Origin of the sequence: Bradyrhizobium sp. ma5 (assembly GCF_042258955.1) — a bacterium.
GTDB lineage: Bacteria > Pseudomonadota > Alphaproteobacteria > Rhizobiales > Xanthobacteraceae > Bradyrhizobium.
Genome location: NZ_CP170156.1, coordinates 1,491,106 through 1,509,213, shown reverse-complemented (window position 1 = coordinate 1,509,213; position 18,108 = coordinate 1,491,106). Strand labels below are relative to the sequence as shown.

At 65.6% G+C, this 18,108-nt stretch carries 18 protein-coding genes; 10 read left to right on the top strand and 8 right to left on the bottom strand.

Annotated elements, in window-relative coordinates; all coding sequences use genetic code 11:
• The first annotated feature begins 7 nt into the window (after positions 1-7).
• Complete coding sequence (locus tag ACE103_RS07020; RefSeq protein WP_375778834.1) at positions 8-964, top strand: DMT family transporter; 957 nt, start codon at positions 8-10, stop codon at positions 962-964.
• Positions 965-978: 14 nt separating this feature from the next.
• Here the strand turns inward: ACE103_RS07020 and ACE103_RS07015 are convergent, their stop codons facing one another.
• Complete coding sequence (locus ACE103_RS07015) at positions 979-1,935, bottom strand: LysR family transcriptional regulator (RefSeq protein ID WP_375778833.1); 957 nt, start codon at positions 1,933-1,935, stop codon at positions 979-981.
• A 133-nt stretch (positions 1,936-2,068) separates the two neighbouring features.
• Here ACE103_RS07015 and ACE103_RS07010 point away from each other — a divergent pair, with 133 nt between their 5' ends.
• A complete protein-coding gene (locus ACE103_RS07010) occupies positions 2,069-2,452 on the top strand; it encodes a nuclear transport factor 2 family protein (RefSeq protein ID WP_375778832.1) in 384 nt (127 codons plus the stop codon).
• Between the two features lie 220 nt (positions 2,453-2,672).
• Here ACE103_RS07010 and ACE103_RS07005 read toward each other — a convergent pair whose 3' ends face one another.
• Positions 2,673-4,358: a methyl-accepting chemotaxis protein gene (locus ACE103_RS07005; RefSeq protein WP_375778831.1), complete on the bottom strand. Its 1,686-nt coding sequence runs from the start codon at positions 4,356-4,358 to the stop codon at positions 2,673-2,675.
• Between the two features lie 269 nt (positions 4,359-4,627).
• On the opposite strand from ACE103_RS07005, the gene ACE103_RS07000 reads away from it, so the two are divergent.
• The 4 genes from ACE103_RS07000 to ACE103_RS06985 all read left to right on the top strand — a co-directional run bounded on the left by ACE103_RS07000 (position 4,628) and on the right by ACE103_RS06985 (position 9,119).
• Complete coding sequence (locus tag ACE103_RS07000; protein ID WP_212316156.1) at positions 4,628-5,671, top strand: C-terminal binding protein; 1,044 nt, start codon at positions 4,628-4,630, stop codon at positions 5,669-5,671.
• A 131-nt stretch (positions 5,672-5,802) separates the two neighbouring features.
• A complete protein-coding gene (locus tag ACE103_RS06995; protein ID WP_375778830.1) occupies positions 5,803-7,149 on the top strand; it encodes an ABC transporter substrate-binding protein in 1,347 nt (448 codons plus the stop codon).
• Positions 7,150-7,279: 130 nt separating this feature from the next.
• The gene (locus ACE103_RS06990; protein WP_223969703.1) at positions 7,280-8,236 is read left to right on the top strand and encodes a carbohydrate ABC transporter permease; all 957 of its coding nucleotides are present in this window, start codon (positions 7,280-7,282) and stop codon (positions 8,234-8,236) included.
• Between the two features lie 40 nt (positions 8,237-8,276).
• Positions 8,277-9,119, top strand: a complete 843-nt coding sequence (locus ACE103_RS06985) for a carbohydrate ABC transporter permease (protein ID WP_375781030.1) — start codon at positions 8,277-8,279, stop codon at positions 9,117-9,119.
• A 169-nt stretch (positions 9,120-9,288) separates the two neighbouring features.
• On the opposite strand, the gene ACE103_RS06980 is transcribed toward ACE103_RS06985, so the two are convergent.
• The 6 genes from ACE103_RS06980 to ACE103_RS06955 form a co-directional block, all read right to left on the bottom strand.
• Positions 9,289-10,107, bottom strand: coding sequence for a TonB family protein (locus ACE103_RS06980; protein WP_375778829.1), 819 nt, complete (start codon positions 10,105-10,107; stop codon positions 9,289-9,291).
• Between the two features lie 4 nt (positions 10,108-10,111).
• Positions 10,112-10,558: a TonB system transport protein ExbD gene (exbD, locus tag ACE103_RS06975; RefSeq protein WP_375778828.1), complete on the bottom strand. Its 447-nt coding sequence runs from the start codon at positions 10,556-10,558 to the stop codon at positions 10,112-10,114.
• A 3-nt stretch (positions 10,559-10,561) separates the two neighbouring features.
• Entirely contained in the window at positions 10,562-11,314 is a 753-nt protein-coding gene (exbB, locus tag ACE103_RS06970; RefSeq protein ID WP_375781029.1) for a tonB-system energizer ExbB, read from the bottom strand.
• Between the two features lie 58 nt (positions 11,315-11,372).
• Complete coding sequence (gene hutX / locus ACE103_RS06965) at positions 11,373-11,846, bottom strand: heme utilization cystosolic carrier protein HutX (RefSeq protein ID WP_375781028.1); 474 nt, start codon at positions 11,844-11,846, stop codon at positions 11,373-11,375.
• A 47-nt stretch (positions 11,847-11,893) separates the two neighbouring features.
• Positions 11,894-12,226: an antibiotic biosynthesis monooxygenase gene (locus tag ACE103_RS06960; protein WP_097673166.1), complete on the bottom strand. Its 333-nt coding sequence runs from the start codon at positions 12,224-12,226 to the stop codon at positions 11,894-11,896.
• A 140-nt stretch (positions 12,227-12,366) separates the two neighbouring features.
• On the bottom strand, positions 12,367-14,715 hold the full coding sequence (locus ACE103_RS06955; RefSeq protein WP_375778827.1) for a TonB-dependent hemoglobin/transferrin/lactoferrin family receptor: 2,349 nt from the start codon (positions 14,713-14,715) through the stop codon (positions 12,367-12,369).
• Between the two features lie 251 nt (positions 14,716-14,966).
• Here ACE103_RS06955 and ACE103_RS06950 point away from each other — a divergent pair, with 251 nt between their 5' ends.
• Genes ACE103_RS06950 through ACE103_RS06935 form a run of 4 tightly spaced genes read left to right on the top strand, consistent with a single transcriptional unit; the run spans position 14,967 to position 18,029 of the window.
• On the top strand, positions 14,967-15,173 hold the full coding sequence (locus tag ACE103_RS06950) for a hemin uptake protein HemP (RefSeq protein ID WP_375778826.1): 207 nt from the start codon (positions 14,967-14,969) through the stop codon (positions 15,171-15,173).
• A gap of 8 nt (positions 15,174-15,181) precedes the next feature.
• Positions 15,182-16,132 carry a hemin ABC transporter substrate-binding protein gene (locus tag ACE103_RS06945; protein WP_375778825.1) on the top strand — a complete coding sequence of 317 codons (951 nt, stop codon included), beginning with the start codon at positions 15,182-15,184 and terminating at the stop codon, positions 16,130-16,132.
• Entirely contained in the window at positions 16,129-17,229 is a 1,101-nt protein-coding gene (locus ACE103_RS06940) for a FecCD family ABC transporter permease (RefSeq protein ID WP_375778824.1), read from the top strand. Before ACE103_RS06945 ends, ACE103_RS06940 begins: the two co-directional genes overlap by 4 nt.
• On the top strand, positions 17,226-18,029 hold the full coding sequence (locus ACE103_RS06935; RefSeq protein ID WP_375778823.1) for a heme ABC transporter ATP-binding protein: 804 nt from the start codon (positions 17,226-17,228) through the stop codon (positions 18,027-18,029). Before ACE103_RS06940 ends, ACE103_RS06935 begins: the two co-directional genes overlap by 4 nt.
• The last annotated feature ends 79 nt before the right edge of the window (positions 18,030-18,108 follow it).

Genomic DNA, 18,108 nt, shown 5'->3' with positions numbered 1-18,108 from the left:
CCAGATAATGACCGCCTTGCCCGCCCCTGCCACAACTCCGCGATATCAGCCGCTGCATTGGCTCAACAACCAGCCCTATCTGCTGCTCAGCCTGACGTCGTTGTTCTGGGCTGCCAATATCGTGCTGGCGCGGCATGTCGGCAGCCATGTGCCGCCGGTCACACTGACCACGATCCGCTGGTTCGGCGTGTTCCTGATCCTGCTGCCGTTCGCCTGGCCGCATTTGAAGGAGGACTGGCCGAAGCTGCGCAGGGCGCTGCCGCTGATGCTGCTGTTGTCCGCGGTCGGTTTCGCGTTCAACAACGCGATCTCCTACTGGGCGATGCAATATACCGAGGCGTTGAACGCGCTGCTGATCCAGTCGGCGGGGCCGCTGTTCGTGGCGCTGTGGTCGCTGATCCTGTTCGGCGTGCGGCTGACGCCGGCGCAGCTTGCCGGCATCGCGATCTCGCTGGCGGGCGTGCTGACCATCATCCTGCGCGGCGACTTCTCGGCACTCGCCAGCATCAGCTTCAACCGCGGTGACATCATGTTCGGCGCCTCGCTGGTGTCGTTCGGGCTGTATTCGGCGCTGATCCCGCGGCGGCCGAAAATCCATCAGCTCTCGCTGATCTCCTTCACCACCTGCTGCGGAGCGCTGATGCTGTTGCCGGTGGCTATCTGGGAATTCGCCAACGGTGTGACGCTGAAGCTCGACGTTCTGACTTTCGCAACGCTGGGCTACACGCTGATCTTCCCGTCCACGCTCGCCTATCTGTTCTTCAACCGCGGTGTCGCGCTGATCGGCCCGAACCGCGCCGCGCCGTTCTTCCATCTGGTGCCGGTGTTCGGCTCGGCGATGGCGATCCTGCTGCTCGGCGAGACGCTCGCGCCGTTTCATCTGATCGGCTACGCGCTGGTGCTCGCCGGCGTTATCATCGCCTCACGGCAGGGCTCGGCCAAAGGCTCGGCGAAGCCTGGCTGACGCTGAGGATATCGCTAGCCCACCTTGCGCAAGCCGGCGGATTTGCGGGGCGCATGCGGCTTTGCCGCCAGCGCGTCCGTGATGAATTCGATAAACCGCCTCACCTTGGCCGGCACGTGGTTACGCGAGGCGTAATAGACGTAGAGCGGAAAGCGCTCATCGGGCCAGTCCGGAAACAGCTCGACCAGCGCGCCGCTCCTTAAGTGATCGTCGAGGCCGAGATCGATCACCTGCGCAATGCCGAAGCCGGCCAGGCAGGCACCGAGCTTGGTTCCTGAATCGGTCACGGTGAGCCGCCCGTTGACCGCGACCGGCACGACCTCGCCGCCGCGCCAAAACTCCCAATCGAAGGGACGCCCGGTCGCCGCGTCGATTGCCTGGATGCACTGATGGTTGCGGCTCGCCAGCTCGCGCGGATCAAGCGGCCGGCCGTGTCGTTCGAGATAGATCGGCGAGGCCACGGTGAGCACGCGCGGCGCGAGGACGCGGCGCGCAATCAGCGCCGACGGCACGGGGTCGCCGAAACGGACCGCCAGGTCAAAACCGTCGCTGACCAGATCCGCGATCCGGTCGCGGGTCTCGATACGCAGCTCCATGCCGGGATTCTGTTGCAGGAACTCGCTCAGTTTCGGTGACAGCACCATGCGGGAGAACAGCGGATCGACATTGACCCGCAGCCGGCCGCGCACCGCATCGCGCGATTTCGCTGTCTCCGCCGCCGCCTCGCCGATCCCGGCCAGATGCCCGGCAACCCGCTCGCAGAGTGCACGTCCTTCCTCGGTGAGCTCGACGGCGCGGCTGGTGCGGTGAACCAGCCTGGCATCGAGGCGCGCCTCGAGCTTGGCGATTGCCTTGCTGACGCCGGATTGCGTCATGCCGAGCCGTTCGGCGGCCCGGCCGAAACTGCGCGCATCCGCCACCGCCGCGAGGACCACCAGGCCGCCAACCAGTCGACCGTCAACTTCGTCCATGCCGATGCCTCTCAGTCATCCAAGAGATGACCGCCCAGTCGTAGCACTCCGTCACCATATCGGCCACTGTCGGCGCAGATCACCGGTTCGATCCGGTGAGGCCACCCCACATCAGCCGCTACGGAGATTTGCAATGAGCGACATCCAGGCCATCGCATCCGCGATCGATGGATATTTCGACCTGATGTATGACGTCGACGACAGCCGGTTCCGCGACGTCTTCTCCGATGCCTGCATCGTGCACGGCATCCGGGACGGCAAGCACACGGTGCGGTCGGCCGCTGAATTCCGCGACTTCATCCGCAGCCGTCCCTCGCCGGCGTCGATGAAGTCGCCGCGCGAGGAGGCCATCATCAGCATCGACCAGACCGCGTCTGATCTCGTCATCGCCAAGGTGCGCGTCAGGGCCGGCCAAACCGGCTTCATCGACCATCTCGTGTTTCATCGGATCGACGGCAGGTGGCTCATCACCACCAAGGCGTTTCACGTCGCGCAGGTCTTCCCGGCGGGATCATAGCGTCCCCACGACCAGCTTTTCGGAATATTAGAAATGTGACACTGATTTGCCCGACGTGTCAAGTTGGCCGGTCGCACGCCGGCCGTCACCGGCTACTTTGCATGGGGTTGTTTTCGATATTTTTGGCGGCGCGCCCCTGCGAAGCCTGTCAATTCCGTCACAGTCGTGGAATGCGCAGGGTGAGTTGCGCTTCGCTAGCTAACCCACCCTACGCGATCCGTTACGCCGCACGTACCTTCTGCAGGAACTCGTCGACCGCGTTACGCAGCATGCCCGATTGTGTGTCGAGCTCGCGGGCATTCGACAGCACGTCGCCCGCCGCGGTGCCGGTGGCGGCGGCCGCGGTGGTCACGCCGCCGATGTGGGCGGAGATCTCGCTCGAGCCGGCTGCGACCTGCTGAATGTTGCGCGCGATTTCGCGTGTCGCATCGCCTTGCTGGTCGATCGCGGTCGAGATCGAGGCCGTGATCTCGCTCATCTGCGCGATGGTCGCGGTGATGCCGCCGATCGAGGTCACCGCTTCGCCGGTCGAAGCCTGCATCGCGGCGACCTGCGCCGAGATCTCCTCGGTCGCCTTCGCGGTCTGGTTGGCCAGCGCCTTCACCTCAGAGGCGACCACCGCGAAGCCGCGGCCGGATTCGCCGGCGCGCGCCGCCTCGATGGTGGCGTTGAGCGCGAGCAGATTGGTTTGCGCGGCGATCGAGTGGATCAGCTTGACCACCTCGCCGATCTTCTCGGCGCCAGTGGAGAGCGCCTGCACGGTCGCATTGGTGCGCTCGGCATCGGCCACCGCCTGGCTTGCGACCTCGCTGGAACGCGCCACCTGCCGCGAGATTTCCGCAACCGAGCTCGAGAGCTCCTCGGCCGCCGCGGCGACGGTGCCGACATTGTTGGAGGCAGAATCGGAGGCAGCACCCACGGTTGCAGCCCGCGCGCTGGCGTCGCTGGCGGTTGCGGTCATTGACTGCGCCGTGGTCTGCATGCCGGCGGCGGCGGAGGCCACCGTGCGGACGATGCCGTTCACGCTGCGCTCGAAATCACTGGCAAGGCCCTGCATCGCGCTGCGCCGTTCGGCGGTGGCGCGCGCCTGCGTCTCGGCCTCGGCCTGCTCGAGGCCGCGGATACGGATCGCATTGTCCTTGAAGATCTGCACGGTCGCCGCCATGCCGCCGACCTCGTCGCCGCGGCCGACGCCGGGGATGTCGCCGTCGAGCTTGCCGTCGGCGATGTCGCGCATGCGGGAGCCCAACAGGTTGAGCGGCCGGGAGATGCTGCGCCCGATCAGCCAGGCGACCGAACTCGAGATGATTCCGATGCCGAGGATCGCGAGCCCGAGCAACCAGGCAATGGGACGCATCTTGGCGTCGATATCGTCGAGATAGGCGCCGGTGCCGAGATACATGTCGAAACCGGGCACTGCGACCGCGTAACCAAGCTTTCGGATCGGTGTCTTCTGACCCGGCTTCACATATTCATAGAACAGCAGAATGTCGCCCTTGGCCTTCACGCCGTCCATCAGCTCCTGCGAGAGCTTGCGGCCATTGGTCACGACGTCCATCCGATTGGTGCCAACCTGCTTCGGATCGGGTGCCAGCACCGTGATGCCGTTGTAGTCCGTGCCGAACAAATAGCCCGAGCCATTATCGTAGGTCATCGCGTTGCCGCGCTTACCCAACTCGGCCAGCGCCGCTTCCTTGGTCATCTTTCCGGCGTCGACTTCCTTCTTCAGGCTCGCTGCCATGTTCTTCGCCATCTCGACCATGGCCTTGGCCTGGTCGATGCGAGCATTTGTCATCTCACGCTGCATCAGCTGACCGGCGAGGATGCCGGCCGTGCACAGACCGAGGAGGGTCACCCCCACCAGAATGCCGAGCTTGGGGGTGATCTTCAGATTTGACAGCTTCACGGGGATCTCCAGACGAGGCGGGCAACGCGACGCGATTGGCGGATTGATTCCGCTCACCGTAATGTGAGACCCTTTACCTGATGGTTACGGAGGTTCCCCGTAGAAGCCCGGAGAATCGGGCCGCGGACCAACCGGCAATTGTGGAGAGACCGGCGCCGCTCGCGTAGAAGTAGGGACAGCGGTGATCCAGGCCGCGCTCCGGGAATCAAGAACATCAAGAAGCAGACCAGCAAGAAGCAAGAACAGAAGACCTCAATCGGGAGCAGACAATGTCGAAATTCAGGGTGGTGACGCCGAAGGGCGCGAGCTTCACGGTCGCCGGCGGCGGCTACGATTATGAGCGGGAGGCGCTCGATCCGATCGGCGCCGAAATCGTCGAGGCACCGGCCAACGAGGCCGAATTCATCGCCGCCGCCCGCACCGCGGACGCGATCTACGCCAAGGGCATGCCGATCACCAAGGCGGTGATCGATGCGCTCGAGAACTGCAAGGTGATCACGCTCGGCAGCGTCGGCGTCGATTCGGTCGACGTCAAGGCCGCGACCGCCCGCGGCATCCCGGTCACCAACATCCCCGACACCTTCATCGAGGAAGTTGCCGACCACGCCATGATGCTGCTGCTCGCAGGCTTCCGCCGCCTGATCGAGCAGGACAAGATGGTGCGCTCAGGCCGCTGGGCCGAGGGCCGCCCGGCGCTCTTGAAGATTCCGCGGCTGATGGGCCAGACGCTCGGCTTCATCTCGTTCGGCCGCGTCGCCCGCGCGGTGGCCAAGCGCGCCGCTCCGTTCGGCCTCAGAATGGTGGCCTACGATCCCTTCATCCAGGAAACGCTGATGTACGACCACGGCGTGATTCCCTCGACGCTGTCGGAGGTGCTGTCGCAATCGGATTTCGTCTCGATGCACGCGCCGGCGCGGCCCGAAGTGCATCACATGCTGACCGAGAAGCATTTTCGTCAGATGAAAAAGTCGGCCATCTTCATCAACACCGGCCGCGGCGCCACCGTCGATGAGGAATCGCTGATCAAGGCATTGCAGGAGGGCTGGATCGCCCACGCCGCGCTCGACGTGCTGGAGAAGGAGCCGCCGTCCCACAACAATCCGATGCTCGGGATGGACAATGTTACCTTGACCGCTCATGTCGCCTCGGCATCGGCACGTTTTGACGAGGCGCGCAAGCGTCGGGTGGGCTACGAATTGTCACTAGTGCTGCAAGGCATGTGGCCGGTAAGCTGCGTCAACCCGTCGGTGCTGCAAGACACCGCGCTGCGCCGCTGGCAACCCGTCAGCATGGATCGCGGTCCGAACAGCTGAGGCGGGCGACGCGCTTCGCGCGAAGGTTCGTTTCACCGACGATACGAGCCCTTCGCACGATGGACGTCGTGACAACCTTCACCGGCGGCCAACGCCGGGAAGGAACAATAGAGGCAGGGAGTGCAAACGACATGAAGTACGAGGTCACGCGTCGCGACGCGCTGGCGCTGGGAGCTTCCGCGGCGGCACTGGCAATCACCGGCGCTTCGGCGCAGGAAGCGTCGAAGGTGAAGGCTGCCGACGTGGCGGCGCCGTCGCTGCCGATCGAAAAGGGCGCGACCTTGCGCATGCTGCGGCCGGTGCGCTTCGTGCAGGCCGACGAAGACGTGTTCCGCGCCAATGCCAAGAAGTTCACCGACAAGACCGGCGTCGAGGTCAAGGTCGACTTCGTCGGCTGGGAAGACATCAATCAGCAGACCGCGGTGACCTCGAACTCCGGGGCCGGCCCCGACATCATCATCGGCTTCGGCGACGCGCCGCACATCTATATCGACAAGCTGATCGAACTGACCGACGTCGCCGATTATCTCGACAAACGCTACGGCGGATGGCTGACGCTGGCGCGCCGCTACGGCATGCGCTCGAAGTCGAAGAGCTGGATCGGCCTGCCGTTCGGCGCCTCGGGCGGCCCGCTGGTCTACCGCAAGTCGCTGGTCAACGCAGCCGGCTTCGACAAGGTGCCGGAAGACCACGCCGGCATTCTCGAACTCTGCAAGAAGCTGAAGGCGGCCGGCAAGCCGGCGGGCTTCGCGCTCGGCAACGCCGTCGGCGACGGCAACGGCTTCGCCAACTGGCTGTTGTGGTCGCACAACGCAGCGCTGCTCGATGAGGAAGGCAATATCATCGTCAACAGCAAGGAGACCATCGCGGCGCTGAAATATTTGAAGGAGCTCTATCCGACCTTCATCGCCGGCACGCCGTCCTGGAACGACGTCTCCAACAACCGCGCCTACTCGTCGCAGGAAATCGGCCTGACCGCCAACGGCGTCTCGCTGTACTTCTCGCTGAAGAACGATCCCGCGACCAAGGCGGTCGCCGACGACACCGAGCATCAGCTCCTGCCCAGGGGATTGGCATCGACTTCGCCGATGTCGGGCCTGACTCTGAATGCGATGGCGTTCAAGCACAGCCCGTATCCCAATGCAGCCAAGGCGTTCCTGCAATTCATGCTGGAGAAGGAGCAGTACGAGCCGTGGCTCAACGCCAACTCCGGCTACTGGTCGCAGCCGCTTGCGGCCTACGCGGACGCTGCGGTGTGGTCGGGCGATCCCAAGGTCGCGATCTTCAAGGACACGATGAAGAGCCCCTATTACAACGGCTACAAGGGGCCGATCTCGACCGCGACCGGCGCCGTCACCGCCGACTATGTGCTGGTGCAGATGTGCGCCTCGGTGGCGACCGACGCGGCAACGCCGGAAGCCGCGGCCGCGGAAGCCGAGCAGCGCGCCAAGCGGTACTTCCGGCGGCAGGGCCGGTAACGGCGGTCATTGAACCGTGGATCTGGACCAACCGTCATTGCGAGCGAAGCGAAGCAATCCATGGTAACACGAGGGAACGGATTGCTTCGTCGCTTCGCTCCTCGCAATGACGGCAGCTGACGAGCATTCAATGTCTGTAACAACACTCCCTTCACGGGCACGAGTGCTGCGCCAGCCGGGCCGGCTCGTGCGGCTGTTCGACTACAAGCCGTTCCTGATCGTGATGTGCCTGGCGCCCGCGATCGGCCTGCTGCTGGTGTTCCTCACCTATCCGCTCGGCCTCGGCATCTGGCTCGCCTTCACCGACACCACGATCGGCCAGCGCGGCATCTATATCGGGCTCGAGAATTTCCAGTATCTGCTCAAGGATCCCTTGTGGTGGAACGCGGTGTTCTACTCGATCTTCTATACCGCGGTCGCAACCTTCGGAAAGTTCGCGCTCGGCTTCTGGCTGGCGCTACTGCTCAACAACCATTTCCCGTTCAAGAGCCTGATCCGCGCCATCGTGCTGCTGCCGTGGATCGTGCCGACGGTGCTCTCCGCACTGGCGTTCTGGTGGATCTACGATCCGCAGTTCTCGATCATCTCCTATCTGCTGGTCGACGTGCTGCACCTGCGCGACAGCAATGTCGACTTCCTCGGCTCGCCCTGGCCGGCGCGGTTCTCGCTGATCGCGGCCAACATCTGGCGCGGCATCCCGTTCGTCGCGATCTCGCTACTGGCCGGGCTGCAGACCATCTCGCCCTCGCTCTATGAGGCGGCGATGCTCGATGGCGCCACCTCCTGGCAGCGCTTCCGCTACATCACCTTCCCGATGATGATGCCGATCCTGGCTATCGTGATGACGTTCTCGATCATCTTCACCTTCACCGATTTCCAGCTGGTCTACGCCATCACCCGCGGCGGCCCGGTCAACTCGACCCATCTGCTCGCGACGCTGGCGTTCCAGCGCGGCATCGCCGGCGGCGAGCTCGGCGAAGGTGCTGCGATTGCGGTCTCGATGATCCCGTTCCTGGTGTTCGCGACGTTGTTCAGCTACTTCGGCCTCGCGCGGCGCAAATGGCAGCAGGGAGAAGCCAATGACTGACGTCGCAGCCTCCAACGTCGCGCGCGCCGCACCGGACACGATGTCGTGGGACTCCGGCGCCCGGCGCGTGGTGATGATCTATCTGCCGCTCGCCTGCTTCATCCTGATCCTGCTGTTCCCGTTCTACTGGATGGCGATCACCTCGTTCAAACCGAACGCGGAGCTCCTGAACTACAAGCAGCACAATCCGTTCTGGATCACCTCGCCGACGCTGGCGCATGTCAAGCACCTGTTGTTTGACACCTCGTATCCGCGCTGGCTGAAGACCACCATGCTGGTCGCGATCGGCTCGACCTTCCTGTCGCTGTTTGCCTCGACGCTTGCCGCCTACGCGATCGAGCGGCTGCGCTTCCGCGGCAGCCCCTATGTCGGGCTCGGCATCTACCTCGCCTATCTGGTGCCGCCGTCGATCCTGTTCATTCCGCTCGCCACGGTGATCGTGCAGTTCGGCCTGTTCGATTCACCGCTGGCGCTGATCCTGGTCTATCCGACCTTCCTGGTTCCGTTCTGCACCTGGCTCCTGATCGGCTATTTCAAGTCGATCCCCTACGAGCTCGAGGAATGCGCGCTGGTCGACGGCGCGACGCGGTTGCAGATCCTGTGGCGGATCACGTTGCCGCTTGCGGTGCCGGGCCTGATCTCGGCCGGCATCTTCTCCTTCACGCTGTCGTGGAACGAGTTCATCTACGCGCTCGCCTTCATCCAGAGCGGCGCCAACAAGACCGTGCCGGTCGCGATCCTGACCGAGCTCATCACCGGCGACGTCTACCAGTGGGGCGCGCTGATGGCCGGCTCCCTGCTCGGCTCGCTACCGGTCGCGCTGTTCTACTCACTGTTCGTCGACTACTACGTGTCGTCGCTGACGGGCGCGGTGAAGGAGTAGCGGGGGCATCGGTCGAAGCGAACTCAGTCTGTCACCGTCATCCTGAGGTGCGAGCGGAGCAAGCCTCGAAGGATGAACGGCCACCAGCCGGGCCGTGCATCCTTCGAGACGCGCTGCGCGCTCCTCAGCATGACGGGATAGCGAGATCGCCCGTCAAGAGTATCGGACGCTACCTTGGCACGAACGCAACCGGCACACTGAAGCCCATCGAGCCCTGCGTGACCTCGGATGGAAACGCCGGAAACGGCTGGGCCTGGCGCACCATCGCCAGCGCCCGCGCGTCGAAGGTCGGATTGCCGGAGGAGCCGCCGAGATGGCTCGACAGCACCTGCCCGCCGCGGCCGAGCGTGAACACCAGGCGGACCACGCCGCGCTGGCCGTTGCCCCCGGCCGGATAGGAGTGGAAGCGCAGCAAATGCGCGCGAACGCGTGCGTTGTAGGCCGCGATCGCCGACGCGGCTGCGCCGGCGCTGATCGCGGATGCCGCGGGCGCCTGACGCTCGGCGCGGCTCGGCGCGCTGGTGCGCGGTGCCGGCGTCGCCTCGGACGGCTTCTTTGCCTCCCGGCGGACCACCTTGGGCTTGATGGGTTCGGGCTTCCGCTCCGGAACGACCTCCGTGGGTTCGGGCTTCGGCGGCGTAACCTGCTGCTTCTGCTCCGGCGGCGCTGCCACATCGGGCTTCTCCTGCAGCGGCGTCGGGGCGATCTCCTCCTTCACCGCCTGCGCGGCGGCAGGCACCGGCGGCGAGGCGTCAGCCTCCTGCATCGCCGGGCCCGGCGGCAGCTCGGTCTCCGAGATCGCCGGCGAGGACGTGATCGGCGTCAGGTCGACCAGCACCGCAGGCACGGCAACGCCCGGCGGTGGCGCCGAGACCCAGGTGATGCCGAGCGCAATCAGCGCCGCATGCGCGGCAAGGATCGCGGCCGCCGACAGGCCCCACCTCAGCCTGAGATCGTCGCCCGTACTATGGAGCACGTACGCATTCATGAAATCAGCTGCGCCCGTCGAGGCCGACCAGCGCGATCTTGAGATAGCCCGCGTTGCGCAACAGGTTCATCACCTCCATCAGGTCGCCATAGCTGACCGCCTTGTCGGCACGCAGGAAGATGCGCTCGTCCTTCTTGCCCTGCGTGGCGCCATCGAGTGTCGCGGTCAGCGCGTCGCGCGCGATCACGTCCTCGCCGACCGCGACCGAAAGGTCGGGCTTCACCGTGACGAATACCGGCTTGTCCGGCCGCGGCTGCGGCTCGGCGGTCGAGGCCGGCAGATCGACGCCGAGGTCGACGGTCGCAAGCGGCGCCGCCACCATGAAGATGATCAGCAGCACCAGCATCACGTCGATGAACGGCGTGACGTTGATTTCATGCGCCTCGACCAGGTCGTCGTCGCCGCGACGTCGGCCGCCGAATGCACCGCCCGAGCCGAGCTTCGCACCCATCGCCTACTCCGCAGCGCGCGCCAGCCGGAACAGGCTGCGATCGCCCTCGCGGCTGACGACCAGCATCACCATGACGGAGGCGTCGCCGAGCAGCGCGCGGTAGGCTGCGATCGAACGCGTCAGGTGATTGTAGATCACGACCGCCGGGATCGCCGCGACGAGGCCCAGCGCGGTCGCCAGCAGCGCCTCGGCAATGCCGGGCGCGACCACGGCGAGATTGGTGGTGTGGGCCTCGGAGATGCCGATGAAGGCATTCATGATACCCCACACCGTGCCGAACAGGCCGACGAAGGGCGCGGTGGCGCCGATGGTGGCGAGCACGCCGGTGCCGCGCGCGATCTGCCGCGACATCGCCGCCTCCACCCGCTCCAGCCGCAGCGCGATGCGCTCCTTGAAGCCGTCGTCGAACATGCCGCCGGAAAGCGCCGCCTCGCGCGAGGCCGACTGCACGATCTGCGCCACGGCATCGCTGCCGTCGCGGCTGGCCTGCTCGACCTCGGCGAGCTGCGTGTCGCGCTCCAGCAGCCCGATCCGCTGCCGCGCAAGCGTCGTCTTGCGGCGGATCTCGACGGTCTTGGCGAGCCAGACCGTCCAGGTGACGAGCGAGGCGAAGGCGAGCCCAATCATCACCGCCTTCACGACGATGTCGGCGCTCTCGAACATGCCCCAGGGCGAGAGATTGTGCGGCAGCAGCGCAGCGTCGGCTGCCGCAAGGCCCGCGCCCGGCAGCATGCCGAACATGGCGCCCGCCAACATCCCGATGCGTCGCCCAAGCCTGCGATGCGACATGGTCGCCTCCCGTCCTTCGTCGGTCTCAGCCTGCTTTCGGTGCGATGCGGTCCGCCAGCGCGTGGAAGCGCGCCAACTGATCGCCGCGCAGCGCGCGCGTCTCGTCGCGGCCGACGAACACCTTGAACATGATGCCGCCGTCGAGATTGATGAAGGCGATGAAGGCCGACACCTTGCCCATGAATGGTCGCTCAACGAACGCGATCGCCGCACAACGCTCGTGCCTGAGGTGGCCGTGCAAGCCCTTCGGCTGCATCAGGTTGAAATAGCCGCGGCCCACCTCGCCTTTCGGAATGGCGCCGGTGAACTCGAAAATCGCGTCATCGGTGTGCACGATCAGCGTCACCTCGCCCCATTCCGCGATGTCCTGCATCGCGGCGGCGAACTCGCCCGCCCCGATCCGCACCATGCCGTCGGGCAACGCCTCGAGCACCGCACGCGGCGTCATCTTGCGTTCGCGCGCGACGTCCTCGATCACAGCGCCGGGATTGTCGGCCATGTAGGCCTTCAACCCGGCAAGCTCCGCGTTCTGCACGGCCGCCTCCGTCACGCCGGGCTCTTGGCGCGCTCGGTGATCAGCACCTCAAAACCTTCGAACCTGGGATGGCCGAGATAGAGGCTGCCGCCGGTCTCGTTGCCGGCGCGGGAATGGGCGCGGCGGAACGCATCGGACTTGGTCCAGTCCTCGAACGCCGCCTTGCTGGCCCACACGGTGTGGGTCGCATAGAGCGTGTGGTCCTCGGCCTCGGGACCCTTCACGAGGTGAAACTCGATGAATCCCGGCAGATCGCCGAGATAGGATTCGCGGGTCTTCCAGACGGTCTCGAACGCCTGTTCCTTGCCCTTGATCACCTGAAACCGGTTCATTGCGATGAACATGAAAGCCTTCTCCTGTTTGACGGCGGATGCCCGCGGGCGATCCTGCCGGTTGATCTCGTTGATATCATGAACGCGCCAAAGCCGCGCTGGGGGCACCAGCGCGGCCGGAGCAACCTGGATGGAATGATCGGCTCGTCGCGTTACGCTCCACCTAGGTGAATCTTCAGCCCGGCCTTGTACACGGTGCCTGGACCGGGGCTCGAGAACAGCACGTCGTTCTGCGTCGTGCCGTCGCTCGAGGAGCCCGGGATCGCATAGGGCCGGTAGTACTGGTTCAAGAGATTGTCGACCGACGCCGTGAAGGTGATGTCCTTGGTGGCGTTCCAGGTCAGATAGAGGTTGACCAGCTCGTAGCCGGTCGAGGGCAGATAGCCCGCCGGCAAATCGTTGTTGGCGCCGAACGAGGACCATTGCGCGGCAATGATCAGCGTGCGATCGAGCAGGCGGACGCCGCCCGTCGTCGTCACCTTGCGCGGCGTGATGGTGGCGAGCCCGACATTGGTCGCGGTGTTCCGGCCGCGCATCAGATGGCCGGCGACGCCGACGAACCAGTCGCCCGCGTCATACATCGTCTCGAGCTCAAAGCCCTCGATACGGGCATGGGCTATGTTCTGGTACTGGTAGAACTGGCTGAAGCGTCCGAACGGCGTCGTGGTCGGCGTCGACGCGACGAGGTCGATATAGCCGTCGACGTCGTTGTGGAACACGTTGATCTTGCCGCGGAATGAATCATTCGCGGTGAAGATGCCGTCATACTTCAGATTGATGCCGGCTTCCTTGTTCTTACCGACCTCGGGCCGCAGCGCCGCATTCGGCAGAAAGCAGAACAGGCCGCTGGTGCCGTCGGGGCAGTTGAACAGGGCCGGCCCGCCGCCGGTGGCATGGCCGCCCGAGATCAGGGTCTCGGTGATCGACGGTGCGCGATAGCCTTCGGCATAGCTCACATAGGGCGTGAAGCCGGCCACCGGCGTGACGCCGACCGTGATTTTCGGCGAGAGCCGGTCGCCGCTGGTCCTGGTGCTGAGCGAGGTGAGCTCGTAGTGATCGTAGCGAACGGCGCTGACGAGCTCGAGCCAGGTCGAATAGTTCTGCTTCAGCTGCACGAAGCCGCCGGACACCGTGCGCTGGCCGCCGGGTGTCGTGATGTTGGAATTGCCGCGCGAGTCGAAGGTCTCGACATCATCGCGGAACGCGTCGAAGCCGTAGGTCACGGCGTTGCGCCAGTCGCCGAAATTGAAGCGCGAGGTGTTGTTGACGTCGAGGCCGACGGTGTCGAGCGAATAGCCGCGCTTGTCGCCGACGCAGCCGGAGATGTTGTTGCCGGGATTGGCGAGCGTACAGACGCCGCCGCCTGACGTGATGCGGTTGTTGTAGGTCTTGACCTGGTCGTTGTCGGTGCGGTTGCCATAGACCGAGATGTTCCAGTCGAACAGCTTGTCGTCGGGCTTGGAATATCGCCAGCTCAGCGTACCCGTGTAGTTCCTCGCATCGGAGGCATAGACCGAGGAACCCGCGATCGCGGCCAGCGGCGCCGCAGTCGTGGTCGGGCCGCGGTTCGGCTGACCGATATTATACTGGTAGTCCTGGAAGACGCCGCCGATCTTGAACTCGTGGCCTTCGGCCGGGCGGATTGTCACCTTCATCAGGCCGGCCGCGATATCGTTGCCGGTGTTGCCGATCTCGGTGCCCGCGCCGTCCTTGTAGTTGCTCTGGGTGCGGTAGACCGCGCCGCCGAACACATCGACGTTCGGATCGGCACGCACGCCGCCGAACACAGAGCCCATGCCGCGGTCCTTGTTGCTGCCGTAGGACCCCGACATGTCGACGCCCCAGCGTTCGCCGGGACGCACCACGTCGTCGATATCCTTGGTGCGGAACGAGACCACGCCGCCGATCGCGCCGGAGCCGTAGATATTCGCGGTCGGGCCGCGCACCACGTCGACGCCGCCGATCAATTCGGGATCGAGGAAGAAGGAGCCGTTGGCGTTGTGGCCGGTACGCTGATAGTTCTGCCGCGCGCCGTCGACCACGACCGCGACGCGGCCGAAGTCCTGCAGGCCGCGGATGTTGACGACGGTCGCCGGATCGTCGCCACGTTCCTGAAACGAGACACCGGGCACGTTATAGAAGATGTCGGACACCCGGTTCGGCTGCAGGCCCTGAATCTTCTCCAGCGTGACGGAACTGACCGGCGCCAGCGCGTCGATCGCGCGCTCTTCGGTCTTGGATGCGACGGCCGTGATGGTGTCGAGCGATTGCACCGGCACCGCGCCGATCTGCGCGCGCGCATTCATCGCAGATGACGCCGCCGCCTGCGGGTTGGCCGCAGGCTTCGGCTTGCGCTGGGCCTGCTTCGGCCGCTCGGTCGCGGGACGCGCAGCCGACGCATCGGCGGTTTGCGCCAAACCGCTTGCCGGCAGCGCTGCCGAAAATGAAAACACCGACGCACCCAACATCAAGGCGCGCGAAATCCTAGCCCCGTCAGCCATTCTAGCCCCAGCCCGATCATCGCTTTTCTGGTTTGGCTGGCGTGCGCTCCACCGAGAGGCTTGCTGGCTACGTTGCGATGCAAGCCACAGGCTCGCATCGTGTGATGATTGGTTACGAGCCGGCAACAAAACGGTCAAGAATGCGGCGGCGCTGTTTACATCGATTGTAAAGTGCGGCCGTTGGAATGCGCCTTCGCCCGCTTATACAAGCAAGCATCATTTGAAGATTTCGAAGGCGCAGCACCACGAGCATGTCGGCAACTTCCGGAGACAAGATCGGCGCGGCGGGAAAGCAGGCCGTATCAGCGCCTGACGCGGCCAAAACGCTCGTCATGCACGGGAATCGCCTCGACAGCCGCGACCTGTTCTCGGCCGAGCGCGAGATCATCATCGTGCATGGCGAAGAGCATTACCGCTTGCGGCTGACCTCGCAGAACAAGCTGATCCTGACCAAATGACCGCCCCGATGACAATTTGTCGCACGCTCGCTTTGCTCGCGCTCTCCTGTCTGCTGCCGATCGGCGCAGCCTCGGCCGAGGGCATCAGCGTGCACGACGCGCGCGACCGCGACGTCGTGATCGACGATCCCACGCGGATCGTCTCGATCGGCGGTGCGATCACCGAGATCCTCTATGCGCTCGGCTTCGAGGACCGCATCGCCGGCGTCGATGCGACCAGTCTCTACCCGCCGTCTGCGCTGCGCGAGAAGCCCGACGTCGGCTACATGCGCCAGCTGTCGCCGGAGGGCGTGCTCGGCCTGCATCCGTCGCTGGTGCTCGCGGTGCAGGGCTCCGGGCCGAAGGAGACCATGGACGTGCTGGAGGCGGCGAAGGTGCCGCTGGTGCTGGTGCCCGAGGCGTTCTCGGAAGCCGGGCTGGTCGAGAAGATCAAACTTGTGGGCCATGCCATGGGCGCCGATCCGCGCGCCGCTTGCCTCGCCAGCGCGGTGGAGAGCGATCTCGCACAACTGCGCACGCTGCGCGCCAAAGTGACGAAACCGGTGCGCGTGATGTTCGTAATGTCGCTCCTGAACGGCCGGGCGTTGGCCGCGGGCCACAAGACCGCCGCGGACGAGATCATCCAGCTCGCCGGCGGCGTCAACGCGATCGACGGTTACGACGGCTACAAGCCGGTCAACGACGAGGCCATCGTGGCCGCCAAACCCGATGTCGTGCTGTCGATCGATCGCGGCAAGGACTCGCTGACGTCGGAGGCCGTGTTCACCCATCCGGCTTTCGCACTGACTCCGGTTGCGGCCAACAAGGCCTTCATCGCGATGGAGGGGCTTTATCTGCTCGGCTTCGGACCCCGCACCGCGGCCGCGGCACGCGACCTCTCGGTCAGGCTCTATCCGGCGCTGGCGCCGGAGGCCGCAACCTTCAAGCCGGCGGCGCTGACCGCGAACTGCCGACAATGAGCGTGCTGGCCGAACGCTCCGCGCGTGCGAAACAACGGCGCGCCGGCATGTCGCTACGGCCGGCGGCGACACTCACCCTGCTCTGCCTGCTTGCGGCGCTCGCGGGGGCCGCCCTGGTCGCCCTGACGGTCGGGGCCGCGGGTATCCCAGTGGCACGGCTTCCCGCCGCGCTCGGGCTATGGGCCGACGGCGCGGCCAACCCGCTGCTCGCGCGCGACCAGCTCGTGGTGTGGTCGATCCGGATCCCGCGGATCGCAGCGGCTGCGATGGTGGGCGCTCTGCTCGCCGTCTCCGGTGCCATCATGCAGGGCCTGTTCCGCAACCCCCTCGCCGATCCCGCGCTGGTCGGCGTCTCCTCCGGCGGCGCGTTTGCCGCCACAGTGGCGATCGTGTTCACCGACGGCCATCTCGGCGAGAGCCTGCGCTTCCTGCAGCATCAGCTGCTGCCCATCGCGGCCTTCGCCGGGTCGCTGATCACGACCATCGTGCTCTATGGCATTGCGAGCCGTGGCGGCCGGACCTCGATCGCGATCTTCCTGCTCGCCGGGCTTGCGATTGCCGCGATCGCCAATGCCGGCATCGGGCTCCTGGTCTTCGTCGCCGACGACCGCCAGCTGCGCGACATCACCTTCTGGATGCTGGGTTCGCTGAGCGGCGCGACCTGGACCAAGCTCACGGCGCTTGCCCCCGTGCTGGCCGCGGCTCTGATCGCCTGCCTCTCGATCGCGCGCGGGCTCGACGTGCTGGTGCTTGGCGAAGCCGAGGCGTTCCACAGCGGCGTCGACGTCGAACGGCTGAAGCGCATTTCGATCGTCCTAGTGTCAGCGATGACCGGGGTCGCGGTTTCGGTCTGCGGTGTGGTCGGCTTCGTCGGCATCGTGGTGCCGCATCTGCTGCGGCTTGTGATCGGACCCGGGCATCGCCGGCTGCTGCCGGCTTCCGCATTGCTCGGCGCCATCCTGCTGGTCGGCGCCGACACCGTGGCACGCACCATCGTGGCTCCCGCCGAGATGCCGATCGGCATCCTGACCGCGGCGATCGGGGCGCCGTTCTTCCTCGCCATGCTGCTGCGCCAGCGTTCCCTGGTGTCACTGTGAGTGTGCTACTGGAGGCGCAGTCGGTATCGATGACGGTCGGCTGTGCCACGCTGGTCGATGCGGTCTCGCTGCAGATCGGCGCCGGCGAGATAATCGCGATCGTCGGTCCCAACGGCGCCGGCAAATCTACGTTGCTCCGGATGCTGTCGGGCGATCTCCGTCCGTCGCGCGGAACGATCCGGCTCCGCCAGCGCGATCTCAACGCCTACGGTCCGCGCGCGCTGGCGCAGCACCGCGCGATGCTGTCGCAACACGTCAACGTCAGCTTCCCGTTCACGGTCGAGGAAATCGTCAGCATGGGCGCCGGCGAAAGCCCGCGCGCGGTGACGCGTGCACTGGTGACTGCCGCGCTGGACGAGGTTGGGCTCGCGCATTTCCGTTTCAGGCAATTGCCGACACTATCTGGCGGCGAGCAGCAACGCGCGCATTTCGCCCGCGTGCTGGTACAGCTCGCCTGCGGCGAGGCGCTGCACGGGCCGGGGCTGTTGCTGCTCGACGAGCCGACCTCGAGCCTCGATCTGCGGCATCAGATCGACCTGGTCGAGACCGCCCGGCGGCGCGCCGCGCGCGGCACCGCCGTGATCGCGATCCTGCATGATCTCAACCTCGCGATGCGGTTCGCCGACCGCATCCTGCTGCTGCATCGCGGCCGGCTTGCCGTCGACGGCGACCGCGCCGCGGCGATGCAGGTCGACACGCTGAGGCAGATCTTCGAGATCGACGCCACGATCGACTACACCGGAGGTGGCGTGCCGTTCCTGCTACCGCAGACGATGCGGCCGGCGGCCAAGGCGACGTAACGCCGCAAGGCTTATCCCGTCGCAACACCGCGGATTCACAAAACTGTCAGCCGGCTGTAACAGGCGGCTCGGAGAACAC